Genomic DNA, 15,840 nt, shown 5'->3' on the forward strand with positions numbered 1-15,840 from the left:
CCTCAAGACTGGGATATGAGGATCAATTCAGCACGCTCGATGCGTTGCCGGGGGTCAGTCCGCGGAGGCGGCCGTCGGCGCGGTCGTGGCGGACTGCGGGGTGACGGGGCTGACCGGGGACGCGGCGGTCTGCGCGGTCGGAGCCGTCGGGGCCGTCTGAGCGGTCTGGGCGGTCTGGGCGGACGGCGCGGTGTTCGCGCTCTGCGTGGTCGGCGCCGTCGTCGGCGTGGCGACCGACCCCGCCGTGACGGTCGTGATCGACGTGCCGTTCGCCGTGGCCGCCGGGGACGGGCCGGCGGCCGCCGCGGGCTGCGCCGAGGCGGCGCCGTCGTCGCCCACCTGGACCGCGGACGCGACGACCGCGTCCGCCGGCGTGCGGTCGAACGTGCCCTCGGCCGCGGCGACGCCGGCGCCCAGACCGACCGCGCCCAGCGCGCCCGTGACGATCCATGCGCTGCGTGCCTTCATCGTGGTGCTCCTTCGTCCGGATGGTTCCTGGCGGGTCCTTCCCGCCGACTGGTCCCCAGCCTCGGCGCCCAGCGTGAGAGGGCCGGGAGGCGTGGATGAGAGGGCTCTCAGACTGCGGCCGCCTGTGCGGTGGGCTGGTCGGCGAGGCGCTCGGCGACGCCGAGGAACGCCTCCACGACCCCCGCGTCCTCCGCGCCCGCGGCGAGCGAGACGACGACGGCGGCGGCCCGGACGCGCAGCAGGGCCGGCTCCACCGCGCGGCCGAAGACGTCGAGGCAGCGCTCCACCAGCCCGCCCACGCCCGCGTACGCGCGCGGGTCGAGCGTCGGGAGCACGGCCAGGTGCGCGACGGCGCACGCGAGGTCGTCCACGAGGTGGCCCGGCCCGAGCGTGTCGACGTCGAGCACGGCGCCGACGCGCGGGCGGTGCCCGGCGGTGGGCTCCAGCAGCAGGTTGCCGGCGTGCAGATCGCCGTGCGTCACCACGAGGGGGCCGGGGTCGCCCGCCGCGACGACCGCGTCGATCGCGTCGCGCAGCCGGGCGAGCCGGTCGGCGTCGACGCCGTGCACGGTAGCGAGCGCGCCCAGGTAGTGGGCCGACCGGTCGGCCCACGCCGGGCGGCGCGGCAGGGCGAGGCCGGCGCGCGGCAGCGCCGTCGCGACCCGCAGCAGCTCGGCCGGGTCGACGGCGGCGGGCTGGTCGGCAGAGGGCGTGCGCGCGACGAGCTCGACCACCGACTCCCCCGGCACCTCGTCGAGCAGCACGACACCGTCGGCGGACCAGGACCGGACCCGCGGCGCGGCGACGCCGCCCGGGCGCGCGGCGAAGAGCGCGTGCCGCCGCACGAGGTCGTCCACCCGCGTCGGGCGCACCACCTTGACATACGCGGCGCCGTCGCTCGTGCGCGCCCGCAGCACCGCCCGGCGCAGCGGGCGGTAGGTCACGGTCTCCAGGGACAGCAACGGCGCGGAGCCTCCCGAGGCGCGCAGCCGCTGGGCGACCTGGTCGGGCGTGCTGCCCGCCTCGAGACCCGGCAGGGCAGGGTCGTGCGGGTGACGCCACACGTGCACCGTGCGCCCGCCGTCGTCGAGGCGCACGACGCCGGGGCCGAGGTCGCCGTCCCGGCCGCCGCGGGCGCGGCGGAACGCGGACGCGCGGGCGCTGGTCGCGAACAGGTGCTCAGCCGCGCGGACGGGCCGCCCGTCGACCTCGCGCCCGGCGACGACGTCGTACGCCACGGTGACCTCGGCCCCGGGGCGCGCGTGCACCTGTCGCACGGACCACGACTCGAGCGCGGCGCCGTCCGCCGCGAGCGCCGCGCCCAGGACGTCCGCGGCCGCCTCCCCGGTGAGCATCTCGAGCCAGGCGCGGTGGTCCGCCGGCGAGGTCGGGGTGGGGCCGGACGGGGTGGGACCGGTCAGGACGGGGCTCGTGGGCGGCACGGCACCATCCGACGGGACCCGCGCGTGCGCGGGGTGAGACGCCGATGAGAGGTCTCTCATCGAGGACCCGCCGGCCGGGGACGGCGGGGCGTCCCCTTGCGCCGGTCCCCGGTGTCGTCCCCCGGGCCCACCCGGCACGGCACCCCGGTCGGACGCGCGGGAGAGCCCCGCGGCGTAGCGTGCCCGGCATGGACCGCGGCCCGCTCGACCGGTGGCGCCCCCGGCTGTTCCTCGCGGTGGCGCTGGCCGTCGTCGTGACGTTCGGGACGCTCGGGGCGTCGCACTGGCAGGCGGGCGCGCGTGACATCGACGCGCTGGGGCTGGGGCTCGCGCTCGTCGGGCCGGTCGTGCTGCTCACGCTCCCCCGCCGCCCCGTCCCCGCGGTGCTGCTGGCGGTCGGCGCGGTCGGCACGTACCTCGCGCTCGGCTACGCGTGGGGCCCGGCGCTGGGCGGCACGGTCGGCGTCCTGGTCATGGTGCTCCTCACCGGCCCCGCTCGCCGGGCCCGCGTCGTCGCGTGGTCGGGCGCCGTGCTGCTGTGGGGCGCCGTGGTGGCCGCGGCAGCCCTGCGCGACGACGGGACCCGCGTCGGCGGCCTGCTCGGCGGCGCCGCCTGGACCGCCGTCGCGCTGCTGGTCGCGACCGGCATCCGCGAACGGCTCGCGCGGGCCGCCGCCTGGCGGGCCGCCCGTGCCGACCGGGAGCGGACCGCCGTCGCCACCGAACGCCTCCGCATCGCGCGCGAGCTGCACGACGTCCTCGCGCACTCCCTGTCCGCCATCAACGTGCAGGCGGGCGTCGGGCTGCACCTCCTGGACCGGGACGTCGCGCAGGCGCGCTCCGCGCTCGCCTCCATCAAGTCCACGAGCCGCGACGCGCTCGACGAGGTGCGCGCCGTGCTCGGCGTCGTCCGCGGCGAGGACGGCGGCGCGGCAGCCGACGCCCCGGCGTCCGACGCTCCCGGGCCCCGCACCCCCACCTGGGACCTCGCCGCCCTCCCCCGCCTGGCGGAGCCGCTGCGCGCCCGCGGAGTGACCGTGCGCTTCGACGTCGACCCCGCGCTCCGGCCCCCGGGCGCGCCGCCCGCGCACGTCGCCGGCGTGGCCTACCGCGTGGTCCAGGAGTCCCTCACCAACGTGGGCCGGCACGCGACGAGGGCGCGGACCGTCGTCGTGCGCATCGCCCGCGACGACGACCTCCTGCGCGTCACGGTGGACGACGACGGCGGGCCGGCCGAGGCGCCCGACGGGGACGCGTCCGGCTACGGCCTGCGCGGCATGCGCGAGCGCGTCGAGGGCGCGGGCGGCACGCTCGACGCCGGGCCCGGCCCGCGCGGGTTCGCCGTCTCCGCGACCATCCCGTGGCCCACCCCCGTGTCGCAGGAGGACGCATGATCCGGGTGCTGCTGGCCGACGACCAGGCGCTGGTGCGCGGCGGCTTCCGCGCGCTGCTGGACGCCGAGGCCGACATGACCGTGGTGGGCGAGGCCGCGACCGGCGACGAGGCGGTGCGTCTGGCGCTGCAGCTGCGGCCCGACGTCGTGCTCATGGACGTGCGGATGCCCGGCGCGGACGGGCTGGAGGCGACCCGGCGCATCGTGGCGGACCCCGGCGCCGGCGACGTGCACGTCGTGGTCGTGACGACGTTCGAGCTGGACGAGTACGTGGCCGAGGCCATCCGCGGCGGGGCGAGCGGCTTCCTCGTCAAGGACACGGAGCCCGCCGACCTCGTGCGCGCCGTCCGCGTGGCGGCAGCGGGGGACGCGCTGCTGTCCCCCGGCGTCACCCGCCGTCTGCTCGCCCAGGTCGCCGACGCCACCCGCGACGTGCCGCCCCCACCCGGCCTCGACGACCTCACCGCCCGCGAGCGCGAGGTGCTCGTCGAGGTCGCCGGCGGCCTGTCCAACGACGAGATCGCGCGCGCCCTGTACCTGTCGGAGTCGACCGTCAAGACGCACGTCTCGCGCGTCATGGCGAAGCTCGGCGCCCGCGACCGCGCGCAGCTCGTCGTCGCGGCGTACGAGGGCGGCGTCGTCCGCCCCGGCTGGACCGCCTGACCCGCGCACCGGACAGGCGGCCGGCGCCGGGGGCGGCACGAGGGGACGACCGAGGTCGGTACGGCGGGCTGACGACGCGGCCCACCCCGCCGCGCGACGGTGGTGACGCAGGGTTCGCACCGGGCGGGCCCACCGTCACGAGGAGTCCACGATGCTCACCACCGCCACCGCGATCGCCGCCCCTGCGGTCGCCTCCGCAGCCGAGATGGGGCACCCGTACGCCGCCGGCGGCGGGCCGGGCTGGTGGATCGTCTTCCCGATCCTGTGGTTCCTGCTCTTCGCCACCGTCGTCTTCCTGATCGCCCGCCGCGCGCGCCGGTACGGCCCGCCGTGGGCCCGCGGCGGCGCGGGCGGCGTCGACGTCCTGGGCGAGCGGTACGCCCGGGGCGAGATCGACGAGGCGGAGTACCGGCAGCGGCTCGCCGTCCTCAAGGAGGACCGCCGCTGACCGCGCCCGCCTTCGAGCAAGCGATCTCTCGCGTCATCGGCCCCGATGGCGCGGGAGATCGCTTGCTGGAAGGCGTCGGTCGGTCGTGTGAGCGCCACAACGTTCTCGCCCCGTCGTGCGTCTGAGCAGGTGAACGGCAGACGACAGGTCACGACACGGTGACGATCACGACACGACCGGAGCGCTGCGGTCGCGTTCCCGGCACCCGCGGGGCACGGTAGTACCCCGCGGCGCGCCTGGTGCGCCGACGGCGCGGAAGGGGCTCCATGCGAACGGTTCCCAGCCTGAGGCGACGCCTGGCGGCGTCGGTCGTCGGCGTGCCGGTGGTGCTCGCCCTGGCCCTCGCCGGGTGCGCGCCGCTGTCCGGCGAGACCGAGCCCGAGCCGGGCGCGGCCCCGACGGCCTCCGCGTCCACGTCCGAGGACGGCGCCGGGTCGGCGTCCGACGACGCGCAGGGCCGCGCCGACCAGCACGCGCAGGAGCAGGCCGCCCGCGAGGCCGCGGAGAAGGAACAGGCCGAGCAGGAGGCCGCGGACAAGGCCGCCGCGGAGCAGGAGGCGGCCGAGAAGAAGGCCGCGGAGAAGGCGAAGAAGGCCGAGGAGAAGAAGGCCGCCGAGAAGAAGGCCGCCGAGGAGGCCGCCGCGAAGGAGCAGGCCGAGCAGGAGGCGGCGGAGAAGAAGGCCGCCGAGGAGCGCGACAGGATGCTCGAGTACGGCGACTCGGGCGAGCGGGTCGTCGCGCTGCAGGAGCGGCTGCAGGAGCTGGGCTATTTCCTCCAGGACGCCGACGGCAGCTTCGGCCCCGCCACGCAGCAGGCCGTGTGGGCGCTGCAGAAGGCCGCCGGGCAGTACCGCGACGGCGTCGTCGGGCCCAAGACGCAGGCCGCGCTGGACGACGGCGTCCGGCCGCAGGCGCAGTCGTCGTCCGGCAAGGCGATCGAGATCGACCTCGACAAGCAGCTGCTCATGACCGTCGAGGACGGGAAGGTCACCCGGATCATCAACGCGTCGTCGGGCAACGGCGACACGTACGAAGCCAAGGGCCGCACCTATCACGCGACGACGCCGCGCGGCTCCTTCGCGGTGTACATGGAGCGCAACGGCATGCACGAGTCCACGCTCGAGCTCGGGTCGATGTACCGGCCCAAGTACTTCTCCGGCGGGTACGCCGTGCACGGCTCGCCGTCGATCCCGCCCTACCCCGCGTCGCACGGGTGCGTGCGCGTCTCCAACGCCGCGATCAGCTGGCTGTGGGACTCGTGGGGCTTCCCGAAGGGCACCCCGGTCATCCTCTACTGACCCCGACCTCGCGTCACAGGGCGGTGCCGACCAGGACCGGCTCGGGCTCGAGGTCGATGCCGAAGGCGTCGCGGACGCCGTCGCGCACGGTGCGGGCGAGGGCCACGAGGTCGGCCGCCGTCGCGCCGCCGCGGTTGGTCAGCGCGAGGGTGTGCCGCGTCGACAGGCGTGCCGGGCTGTGCTCGCCCGCCAGCCCGAAGCCCTTGGTGAAGCCGGCGTGCTCGATGAGCCAGGCGGCGCTCGTCTTCACGAGCGTCGGGTCGACGACGCCGAGGCTCGGGCTCACGGTCGACTGCGGCGTCGCGGAGCGCACGGCGAAGCGGGGCGCGTCCGCGGGCAGCTCGTCCGCGGCCTCAGCCGGCAGCACCGGGTTGGTGAAGAACGAGCCGGCGGACCAGCGGTCGTGATCGGGCCCCTGCCCGGCGCCGGGCGCGACGCCCACGCCGTCCAGCAGCATGCCCTTGCCGCCGCGCAGCTCCAGCACGGCCTCGCGCACCTCGGCCGACGGCGCCCGCTGTCCCACCTCGACGCCGAGACGCCGGGCCAGCTCGCCGTAGCCGACGGGCGCCGACAGGCTGCCGAGCCGCATCTGCAGGTTCACCTCGAGCACCACGTACCGCGGCGTGGGGTACCACGGCGAGCCCTCGCCGCCGTCGGCGCGCATGGTCCGCTTGAGCAGCGACGTGCGGTACCCGAAGCCCAGCCCGCTGAGCGGGAAGGTCTTGCGGCTCCCGGTGGCCCGGTCCCAGGTGACCACCGACGCGACGACGCCGGACACCTCCTGGCCGTACGCGCCGATGTTCTGCACGGGGGCGGCGCCGACGGTGCCCGGGATGCCGGACAGCGCCTCGACGCCCACCCACTCGTTCGCGACGGCCTCGGCCACGAAGGCGTCCCAGTCCTGGCCGGCGGGCAGGCGCAGGCTCGCGCCGCCGCACGCGCCGTCGGTGCCGCAGGAGTCCTCGAGGTCGGCGTCGAGGCCCTGGCGCACGTCGCGCACGACGACGCCGGCGAACCCCTCGTCGGCGACCAGCAGGTTGGAGCCGCCGCCGATCACCAGCAGCGGCCGCCCGGCGTCGTCCGCGGCGCGCACCGCGTCGATCAGCTCCGCCTCGGACTCCGCCTCGACGTACTCGTCGACCGGGCCACCGACGCGCAGCGTCGTGAGCTCGGAGAGGCTCGGGGCTGCGCCGGGGCTGCCTGCGGGCGGGGCGGTGGTCGTGCGGGACGTCTCCAGGCTCACCCACCCAGGGTACGGCGGATCCCCTGCGGCCCTCGGCAGGGTTCCCGCTCAGCGGACCGTGAAGTAGTTCGCGTTGCGGGACTGGGACGCCTTCGTCGTCGACGTCGCCCGGTAGTGGACGGTGAACCAGTGGTGCCCCCGAGCGACTCTCGGCAGCACGATGGTCCGCCGTCCCTTGTCGTTCTTCGCGAGCCGCACGGTCCTGACGGCCTTCCCGTCGACCTTCACCACGAGCGTGCCGGTCGACGCCACGGCCGGCCATGCCTTGACGACCACCTTGACCTTGCCACGCTGCGCTCCTCGGAGGGACCTGTCCACGAGCGTGGCCGACGTCTTCGTGTGCGCCTTCGCCACCCGGATCGTGCGGTACGCCGTCCTGCCGTAGTAGATCCCGTCACCGGTGTAGACGGCACGCAACCTCGCCTTTCCCGGGGGGAGCGACTTCGCCCCGAGGGTGATCGTCATGGCCCCGTCGCCGTCGACCGCAGCCCGCCCGACCTTCTTCGTGCCGTGGTACACCGTGACCGTCCCGCGGGGCACAGGGGCGTCCTCCCAGGGATCCTCCGACACCGCGTACACCCGGAGCTTGTGCGCCTTGCCCCAGACCCACGGCGACGCTCCGCGCTCGATCGACACCGCCGCCCGGTCCTTGCGGACCGTGACGGCCATCGTGGCGCGCATGTCCTCCACGTACGGCGATCCCGTGACCTTCGCGACCAGCGTGTGCTTCCCGGTCGTCAGCTCGCTGGCCTTCAGCCGAAAGCTGTGCGCAGCCGTGTAGGTGCTGTCCACGTGCGCCCGGCGGATCAGGCGAGACCCGTCGTAGAGAGAGACGTCGGCGTCGAGACGATAGAGGTCGGGCACGTAGACGTTCACCTCCATCGTCCGGCTGATCGTGTACCAGAGGCCGTCGTCCTGGACCTCGTTCGACCACACCTGGAGCCGGCGCTGGGTCCGTTCGATCACGAGCGACCCGCTCGCGCGCGACGGCACGACCCCCTGGCCGCCGTAGTAGGCCACCTCGTAGGCGTACCGCCCCGGGTCCACCACCGGCAGGGTGAGCGTGGCGGCGCCCCCGGTCAGCACGGCGGTGGTCACCGGGCGGAGGCCGCCGTCCCAGAGCAGCGCGACGGTGCCCTCGGCGGGCGCACCGCCCGCGCGGACGGTCACCGTCGCGGTCGCCGCTGTCCCGTACTCCTCCGTGTCCGGGGCGTCGATCGTCACGCTGGACGGGACGGTGCCCGCCACCACGTCGAGCGTGCCCGTCCACTCGGACGGCGCGAGCTCCGGGCTCCCCGAGTACTCCAGGCGGACCTCGTGCGGTCCCGGGCTCAGCGGCAGCGCCGGGAACTGCAGGCGGTCGGTCGGCAGGAACGCGGCACGGAGGCCCTGGCCGTCGACGCTGACACGGACGTACCCGCGGTCGACAGCTGCCCCGTCGGCGGCGGTCACCGCGAGGGAGAGCTCGAGGCGCCCACCCTCCCACCAGGTGTCGAGCTGCTGCGCCTCGACGGTGGTGGGCGCCCGGCCGTCCGGCTCGGTCGCCGCCGTCGCGGGCGGCCCGACGACCAGCGTGACCGCCGCGACGAGGAACGCCGTCCACGCGGCGACCAGCCTCGTCCGTCCCGGCGCTCCTCCCACGCCGGGCGCCGCCGGCCCCGTCCTGAACACGCCCGTCATCCTCGCCCCTGTCGCCGTCGTCGGTGACCGAGATCGTAGTGATGGGGCATTCGTCCCGTCGAGAAACTTCACCCGCTCGCGACGCTGCGCGCGACCTGCGCCGGACGGCGGTTCAGGCCGGCTCGCGCGCCGCGTCCAGCGGTTTCGCGGCCCCCGCGACCAGCAGGCCCACCGCCACCGGCACCGCCAGCACCAGCAGGGCGTCGCGGTAGCCGACGTGCTCGGCGAGGAAGCCGATGAGCGCGGGGCCGACGAAGAACGCCGAGTACCCGACGGTCGAGACGACGGAGACACGCAGCGCGGCCCGCTTCGGGTCGTCAGAGGCGGCGGACATGCCCAGCGGGAACCCGAGTGCCGCGCCCGCGCCCCAGACCGCGACGCCCGCGAGCGCCACCCACAGCGTCGGCACGAGCGCGAACACGACGACGCCCACGAGGGCCGCGGCGCCGCACACGCGCAGCATGGTCACCCGGCCGTACCGGTCGATGAGCGAGGTGCCCGCGAGCCGCGCGAGCGTCATCGCGCACAGGAAGATCGCCAGGCCGATCGCGCCGACGGAGTCGTCGGTGCCGAAGCCGTCGACGACGGCCAGGCTGACCCAGTCGTTCGCGGCGCCCTCCGTGAGCGCGGCCGCCAGGACGACCAGCCCGACCAGCAGCGTCCGCGCCTCGCGCCAGGTCGCCAGGGTGTCGCGCAGGGTGTGGCCGGTGCCCGTGTCGACGGCGGTGGCCGGGTCGGCCTGCGGGTCCGGCGCGGGCGCGCCCGCGGCCGCGGCGTCCGCCGTCGGCTCGAAGAACCGCACGCAGGCCACGACCACCAGCAGGTCGATCACCATCACGGTGATGACGTGCCCGGGCAGCGAGGCGCCGGCGTGCGCCGCGACGGCGCCGATGCCCGCGCCCGCGACGGTGCCGAGGGAGAAGCCTGCGTGGAAGCGCGGCATGACGGACCTGCCCAGGCGCTGCTCGACGACGGCGCCCTCGAGGTTCATCGCCGCGTCCCAGATGCCCACGCCCATGCCGCCGAGGAAGAGGCCGACGCGCACCAGCATCGCGTGGTCGCCCTCGACGGCGAGGGTGGCGACGGCGAAGCCGGCGGCCGCGAGCGCGGCGAACGACACGCAGGTGCGGCCGGCGCCGATGCGCGAGGCGATCATGCCCGACAGCGGCAGCGCGACGAGCGAGCCGATGGCGCCGGTGAGCAGCAGCACGCCCATCTCCGCCTCCGAGAAGCCGAGGCCGTCGCGCACCGCCGGGATGCGGGAGGCCCACGTGGCCATGCCGATACCCGCAACGACGAAGACGACGAAGACGGCCCACGCGGCGCGCACGGCGTGCGGCGTCGGCGCGGTGCGGCGCTCGGGCGGCAGGTCGGTGCTCACGGTCCGACGCTTCCGGATTCCGCCACGCGGGTCAAATCGATTCGAGCCAGCGCCGGTCATCGCGGGTAGGCTTCGCCCCGGACCTCGCCGGAAGGAGCCCCATGGGCCGCAGCAACGCCCGACCGACCCTCGCGCGGGTGGCCGAGCTCGCGGGCGTGTCGGTCTCCACCGCGTCCCTGGCGTTCTCGGGCGCGGGACCGATCACCGCCGAGACGCGCGACAAGGTGCTCGCCGCCGCTGCCGAGCTGGGCTACTCCGGCCCCAACCCGCTCGGGCGCCAGCTGCGGTCCGGCCGCTCCGGCATCGTGGGCGTCGTCCTCGGCGACCAGCCCGGCCGGGCGTTCCGCGACCCGGTGGCGGTCAAGGTCCTCGACGGGCTCGTGGACGTGCTCGGCACCGAGGGCCTGGGCGTGCTGCTCATCCCCGGCGTGCGCGCGGTCGCCGGCCCGAGGGGCGAGGGCGACGAGGCCCCGCCCGTCCCCGTCGTCGACCCCCTGCTGGAGTCCGCGGCGATGGACGTGGCCGTGCTCGTGTGGGGCGTGCTCACGGACGACGCGACCCTCGCGGCCCTGCGCCGCCGCGACGTGCCGGTCGTCGTCGGCGAGGGCGGCCGCGTCGAGGGCGCGCCGCTCGTCGCGCTGGACGACCGGAAGGGCACGGGCCTCGCCGTGCGGCACCTGCAGGAGCTGGGGCACACCCGCATCGCGGAGATCACGCTGCCCCTGGACGCCGCGGAGCGGTCCGGCCCGATCGACGCCGCCCGCCTCGCGCAGGCGGACCGCACCTCGACGCGGCACCGCCTCGCAGGGGTACGGGACGCCGTCGAGCCCGTGATCTCGTGGGAGACGCCCGCGTCGCTCGTCGAGCACGGGCGCGACGCCGCCACGGAGATCCTCGGCGCCTGGGTGCCCGAGACGGAGCGCCCGACGGCGATCGTCGCCCACTCCGACCTGCTCGCCGCGGGCGCCGTCATCGCCGCCCGCGAGCTGGGGCTGCGCGTCCCCGAGGACGTCTCCGTCGCCGGCTTCGACGGCATCGACCTGCCGTGGCTCTCCCCCGACGTGCTCACCAGCGTGCACCAGCCGCTGCAGGCCAAGGGCGCCGCGCTCGGCCGCGCCGTGCTGGGCGTGCTGGCCGGCGAGGAGCCGACCTGCACCACGCTGCCCGTCGAGCTCGTGCCCGGCACGACGACCGGCACGGTGCCCGACGTCGTCCGCCCCGCCGACCCGCAGGCCTGAGCTCCGCCTAGCCCTCCGGCGCGGACGGTCCCGTCCCGAGCGCGGCGGCCACGAGGCCCTCGGCGCGCTCCCGCGGGCAGAACGCCAGCACCGCCTCCTTCGGCCCCTGCGGGGACTCGAAGCGCACGGTGCCGGCGGCCTCGAAACCGAAGTCGGTCATGCGGGCGACGGCGGACCGGTTGCGGGCGTCCGGCTCCCCGACCAGGCGGCGCGTGCCCGGCCGGGCGAACGCGAAGGCGAGCACGGCCGGGCCGACCACGGCCCACGGCGCCACCCCGTGGCGCGCGGCGGGCCCGTCGCCGCCCTTGAAGAAGTGCATGCCCAGGTCGCCGGGCTGCACGTCGTAGGCGGTCGAGACGGGGTCGTCCTCCGGGTGGTACAGCTGCACCAGGACGACCGGCTCGCCGTCCCAGCGCACCAGGTAGGCGTGGTGGGTCGGGAGGGAGTCGACGAACGCGTACGTGGCGCGCAGGTCCTCGCGGCTCAGGCCCGCCAGGCCCCAGAACCCGGCGTGCGGGCGGTTGACCCACGCGTGCAGCACCTCGAGGTCGGCCACCGGGTCCAGCACGTGGGCGGTGACCGTCCCCGCGCCCGGGACGTCGGCGCGCCACACCTCCGCGCCGCGCGCGCCGGACAGCAGCCGGTCGGACGCTCCTGCCGGGTCGGCAGACGGCGCGGTCGAGGGCGCGGTCGAAGGCGCGGTCGGGTGGTCGGTCGTCATCGGTCCTCCGGGGGGCGTCGGGTCGGCAGGGGCTCGGGGCGCAGCCGCGCCCAGTCGGTCTCGATCGGGACGGTGCGGGCGTCGGCCCACGCGGGGTGCTGGTCGGCGAAGTGCGGCGAGCGCGGGTCGCCGGAGGCGCCGAACGGCACGCCCCAGCGGCTGCGTCGCCGGTCGCCCAGGTCCCACACCCAGCGCGCGACCGACCCGTGCACGACGGCGTGGGTCACGCCGGGCACGCCGGCCGTGCACCGGACGGCGTCCCGCGCGCCGCTCAGCGGCCGCGCGTGCTCCGCCGGCACCTCGGGCGCCGTCGCGCCCGGGACCAGGCCCAGCGCGTGCAGCGGGGCGAGGCGGTGCAGGTCGCCCCACGTCGCGCCCGAGTCGTCGAGGTCCGTGAGCGCCTCGGCGGCCAGCCGGGCGCCGTCGACGACTCCCGAGGCGAGGATCGCCGCGAGCGCGTCACCGACGCGCGCGACGACGTCGAGCCACGGCGCGAAGACCGCGGGCAGGCCGTGGGGTTCGTGCAGCGGGGCGAGCGCCGGGTCGGCCGCGACGCGGCGCACGAGCGCGTGCCGCCAGCGGGCGAACAGCGCGGCGTCCGGGTCGTCGGCGTCCATCGCCGCGCCCGAGAGCACCCAGGCGCGCAGCCGGTCGGCGGGGCCGGTGGCCCCGCCGGGTCCGGCCGACGGGAGCCGGGCGACGAGCTCGGCCGCGCCGCCGTCCTGGGTGTCGGCGAGCACGCGGTCCTGGGACTCGGCGGTCTCGCCGTCGGGCGGCGGGTCGGCGAGCAGTGCTCGCACGCGGTCGGCGCGGTGCGGGGCATAGGCGTGGCCGAGGTCGTGCTCCGCCCGGGACGGGCGGTGGTTGGCGTCCACCGCGACGTCGGTCACGACGGCCGGCGGGGGCAGCTTGCGCCACCCCGGTGCGGCGCGGTCGGTCGCCGGGACGACGCGGCCCGACGGCGGCACCTCCGGCACGAGGCCCGCGGTGAGACGCAGCACCTCGCCGGTGGAGTCGGCGGCGAGGACGCGGTCCACGGGGTCGACCCAGTCGGCGAACGCGGCCGCGACGTCGCGCGCCGTGCGCGCGTGCTGGAGCGCGCGCCAGGCGGCCACGCCGGCGTCCGCGGTGACGCGCACGGGCCAGCGGAGGCTGTGCCGGTCCGTGACGAGCGGGCCGCGGGGCGTCTCCGCCCACCGGACGACGACGGGCCCGCCGCCCCGGACCGGCACGGTCTCGGAGCCCTGCGCGACCACCCGCGCCCCCGCCGCCGCGGCGTCGCAGCCCTCCGCGACCAGCTCGACGTGGTGCGCCATCGCGTTGGTGACGCCCCACGCGACCGTCCCGTCGGGGCTCTCGGCGTGCCCGAAGTGCAGCACCCCGGGGATGCCGGGGAACGCCAGCCCGACGACGTCGTGGCCGGGGCGCGCGAGCCGCACCTGCTGGTACACCCCGGGCAGCTCGAGCAGCCGGTGCGGGTCGCCGGCGAGCAGCGGCGCGCCGGACGCCGTCCGCGAGCCGGGCAGCGCCCACGCGTTGGACCCCGACGACGGGCCGCCCGTGCCGCCGTCGCGCTCGCCCCACCAGCCGACAGCCGCGCCGCCCAGGGCCGGGCCGAGCGTGCGCGCCACGTGCTCGCGCCACAGCAGGTGCGGGAACCCGCTGAACAGCACGTGGTGCACCAGGAACGTGCCGACCGGCGTCCAGGGCCGCCAGGGCTCGTCGTCGGGCAGCGAGTCGCCGCCGAGGGCACGCGCGAGCTCGGCGCGCTCCGGGGTGTCCCGCCCGCCGGCGTCGAGCCCGGCGCGCACCCCGTCGGCGTACGCGGCGAGCCACGCCCGCTCGGGCTCCGCGAGCGCCTCCCAGACCCGGCGCGTCGTGTCCGCGAGGCGCACCCTGACGGCGAACCGGTCCCACTCGAGCCCGGCCGGTCCGACCCGCGCGGCGAGCCGGCCCTCGCCGTACCAGCGGTCGACCTCGAGCTGCCAGCCTCGGTCCAGCGCGGTGACGTAGCCCTGCCCGTACGCCAGGTCCGCCTCCGAGCCCGCCCGCACGTGCGGCACGCCCAGGTCGTCGCGGAACAGCTCGAAGGGTCGGCTCACGGGGTGCCCGGGCGGGAGACGGGGTTGGCCATCGTCCCTGCGTACAGCAGGGAGGCGGACTGGTCGGTGAGGTCGACCATCTGCAGCGTGTTGCGCAGCTGCAGCCGGTTAAGGCACGAGTGCGCGAACCGCGGCACCCGCAGGTCGACGCCCCGTCCCGCGCGCGGGGCGAGGTCGGGGTGCTCGGCCGCGTGCCGGTCCACGACGTCCGCCACGACGGCCCAGAACCGGCCCTCCGCGAGCACGCCCTCCACCGCGAGGATGCCGGCGAGATGGCGCAGCACGCCGTCGAACACGTCGGTGAAGATCGCGAGCGCCTTCTCCTCGTCGTCCACCACCGACTGCACCCGCTCGACGCCGGAGGGCAGGGAACGCTCGCTGAGGACCGCGACCTCCTCCCCGATGTCCTTCATGAGCACCCGCCGCACCACGCCGTCGCGCAGCACGAGCACCACGTTCTCGCCGTGCGGCATGAACGCCAGGTCGTGCGCGCGCAGGCAGTGCACCAGCGGGTACAGGTAGGCGTCGAGGTAGGCGCGCAGCCACGCCTCGGGCGCGATCCCCGACTCCCGCACCAGGGCGGTGGCGAGCGACCGGCCCGACGCGTCGCGGTGCAGCAGGCTCGCCATCGTGGCGAGCCGCTCCCCCCGCGCCGTGCGCGGCAGGGGCGACTCGCGCCAGAGCGCCGCGAGCATCTTGCGGTGCGCGCTGGGGAGTGCGGTGCGGTGGTAGACGTCGCCGGTGTACCCGACCGACGCGCGCTCGCGCAGCACGCCGAACCCGGCGGCGCGCAGCGTGGGGTCGCCCTCGACGACGCCGGCCACCCAGTCGTTGATGGCCGGCGTCGCGCGCATGTACGCCGGGGACAGGCCGCGCAGGAAGCCCATGTTCTGGATCGCGAGCGCCACCTTGACGTAGTGCCGCTCCGGGCGGGTGCGGTTGAACATCGTGCGGATCGACTGCTGCGGCTGGTACTCGTCGGCGCCCGGGCCCAGCGGCACGAGGTCGCCGCGCGCGACGTCCGCGGCGAACGTGATCGGCACGCGGTGCTGCCACTGCCACGGGTGCACGGGCAGGTACAGGTACTCGGCCGGGTCCAGGCCGCGTGCGGCGAGGCGGCCGGCGAACGCGGCGCGCTCGGCGCCGGACAGCTCGTCGTCGTAGAGCGCCTGCTCGGTGAGGCCGGCGCCCACGGCGAGGTGGGTGTGCTCGCGCCGTGCCGCCAGCCACACCAGGCGGAGCCGCTCGCCCCGCTCGGGCGCGTAGGCGCGGTAGTCGTCGAGGGAGAACCCGATGCGACCGTTGTTCGCGAGGAAGCCGGGGTGGCCCTCCGTCATCGCGGCCTCGGCGGCCTGGAACGCATCGGCCCGGCGGCGGTCGTCGTCGCCGTCGTCGACCTGCTCGGGGGCGAGGGCGGACAGCAGCTCGGGGACCTGCGGTGACGCACCCGCCAGCTCGCGCTCCCGCTTGGCGCACGCCGCGGCGAGGGTCGACGACAGCTCCTCGAGGTAGGTCGCCCCGAGGTCGTCGGGGATCTGCAGCAGCGGCTGCAGCTCGGCCACGAGCTCCAGCACGTCCACGGGCAGCTCGGCGCCGGACGATGCCCTGCGCGTGATCGACGCCGGGTCCACCACCCAGTGCTCCAGCGCGAACGTGCGTGCGGCGAACCGGTACGTCACGCCGTCGAGCGCGAGCACGAAACGGCCTCGTCCTCCCGCCCCCACGTTGTGGGTGTGATCGTGGCCCGGTTCGGTGGGCGAAAC

The 15,840-nt window shown here is 76.5% G+C and carries 13 protein-coding genes; 5 read left to right on the forward strand and 8 right to left on the reverse strand.

Annotated features, from left to right (window positions below; all coding sequences use genetic code 11):
• Positions 1 to 54 precede the first annotated feature (54 nt).
• A complete protein-coding gene (locus tag ACFUVW_RS12620) occupies positions 55 to 468 on the reverse strand; it encodes a hypothetical protein (protein WP_430571674.1) in 414 nt (137 codons plus the stop codon).
• Positions 469 to 575: 107 nt separating this feature from the next.
• Positions 576 to 1,910: a phosphotransferase gene (locus tag ACFUVW_RS12625; RefSeq protein WP_430571675.1), complete on the reverse strand. Its 1,335-nt coding sequence runs from the start codon at positions 1,908 to 1,910 to the stop codon at positions 576 to 578.
• A 188-nt stretch (positions 1,911 to 2,098) separates the two neighbouring features.
• On the opposite strand from ACFUVW_RS12625, the gene ACFUVW_RS12630 reads away from it, so the two are divergent.
• The 4 genes from ACFUVW_RS12630 to ACFUVW_RS12645 all read left to right on the forward strand — a co-directional run bounded on the left by ACFUVW_RS12630 (position 2,099) and on the right by ACFUVW_RS12645 (position 5,712).
• Positions 2,099 to 3,304: a sensor histidine kinase gene (locus ACFUVW_RS12630; protein ID WP_430571676.1), complete on the forward strand. Its 1,206-nt coding sequence runs from the start codon at positions 2,099 to 2,101 to the stop codon at positions 3,302 to 3,304.
• Entirely contained in the window at positions 3,301 to 3,966 is a 666-nt protein-coding gene (locus ACFUVW_RS12635; RefSeq protein WP_430571677.1) for a response regulator, read from the forward strand. Before ACFUVW_RS12630 ends, ACFUVW_RS12635 begins: the two co-directional genes overlap by 4 nt.
• Positions 3,967 to 4,117: 151 nt before the next feature.
• The gene (locus tag ACFUVW_RS12640) at positions 4,118 to 4,414 is read left to right on the forward strand and encodes an SHOCT domain-containing protein (RefSeq protein WP_430571678.1); all 297 of its coding nucleotides are present in this window, start codon (positions 4,118 to 4,120) and stop codon (positions 4,412 to 4,414) included.
• Between the two features lie 266 nt (positions 4,415 to 4,680).
• Positions 4,681 to 5,712 (forward strand): L,D-transpeptidase family protein, encoded by a 1,032-nt coding sequence (locus ACFUVW_RS12645; RefSeq protein WP_430571679.1) that lies wholly within the window; start codon positions 4,681 to 4,683, stop codon positions 5,710 to 5,712.
• A gap of 13 nt (positions 5,713 to 5,725) precedes the next feature.
• On the opposite strand, the gene ACFUVW_RS12650 is transcribed toward ACFUVW_RS12645, so the two are convergent.
• The 3 genes from ACFUVW_RS12650 to ACFUVW_RS12660 form a co-directional block, all read right to left on the reverse strand.
• Entirely contained in the window at positions 5,726 to 6,949 is a 1,224-nt protein-coding gene (locus ACFUVW_RS12650) for a UDP-N-acetylmuramate dehydrogenase (RefSeq protein WP_430571686.1), read from the reverse strand.
• 54 nt (positions 6,950 to 7,003) lie between these two features.
• Positions 7,004 to 8,626, reverse strand: coding sequence for an Ig-like domain-containing protein (locus ACFUVW_RS12655; protein ID WP_430571680.1), 1,623 nt, complete (start codon positions 8,624 to 8,626; stop codon positions 7,004 to 7,006).
• 121 nt (positions 8,627 to 8,747) lie between these two features.
• Entirely contained in the window at positions 8,748 to 10,016 is a 1,269-nt protein-coding gene (locus ACFUVW_RS12660) for an MFS transporter (protein ID WP_430571681.1), read from the reverse strand.
• A 101-nt stretch (positions 10,017 to 10,117) separates the two neighbouring features.
• On the opposite strand from ACFUVW_RS12660, the gene ACFUVW_RS12665 reads away from it, so the two are divergent.
• Positions 10,118 to 11,254, forward strand: a complete 1,137-nt coding sequence (locus ACFUVW_RS12665) for a LacI family DNA-binding transcriptional regulator (protein WP_430571682.1) — start codon at positions 10,118 to 10,120, stop codon at positions 11,252 to 11,254.
• Between the two features lie 7 nt (positions 11,255 to 11,261).
• On the opposite strand, the gene ACFUVW_RS12670 is transcribed toward ACFUVW_RS12665, so the two are convergent.
• The 3 genes from ACFUVW_RS12670 to ACFUVW_RS12680 all read right to left on the reverse strand — a co-directional run.
• Positions 11,262 to 11,975 (reverse strand): GNAT family N-acetyltransferase, encoded by a 714-nt coding sequence (locus tag ACFUVW_RS12670; protein ID WP_430571683.1) that lies wholly within the window; start codon positions 11,973 to 11,975, stop codon positions 11,262 to 11,264.
• The gene (locus tag ACFUVW_RS12675; protein WP_430571684.1) at positions 11,972 to 14,077 is read right to left on the reverse strand and encodes a penicillin acylase family protein; all 2,106 of its coding nucleotides are present in this window, start codon (positions 14,075 to 14,077) and stop codon (positions 11,972 to 11,974) included. Before ACFUVW_RS12675 ends, ACFUVW_RS12670 begins: the two co-directional genes overlap by 4 nt.
• Positions 14,074 to 15,840: IucA/IucC family protein (locus tag ACFUVW_RS12680; protein ID WP_430571685.1), on the reverse strand; the 1,767-nt coding region annotated here is incomplete at its 5' end. The genes ACFUVW_RS12675 and ACFUVW_RS12680, both read right to left, overlap by 4 nt.

The sequence above is a fragment of the Isoptericola sp. NPDC057391 genome (genome assembly GCF_042668085.1).
GTDB lineage: Bacteria > Actinomycetota > Actinomycetes > Actinomycetales > Cellulomonadaceae > Isoptericola.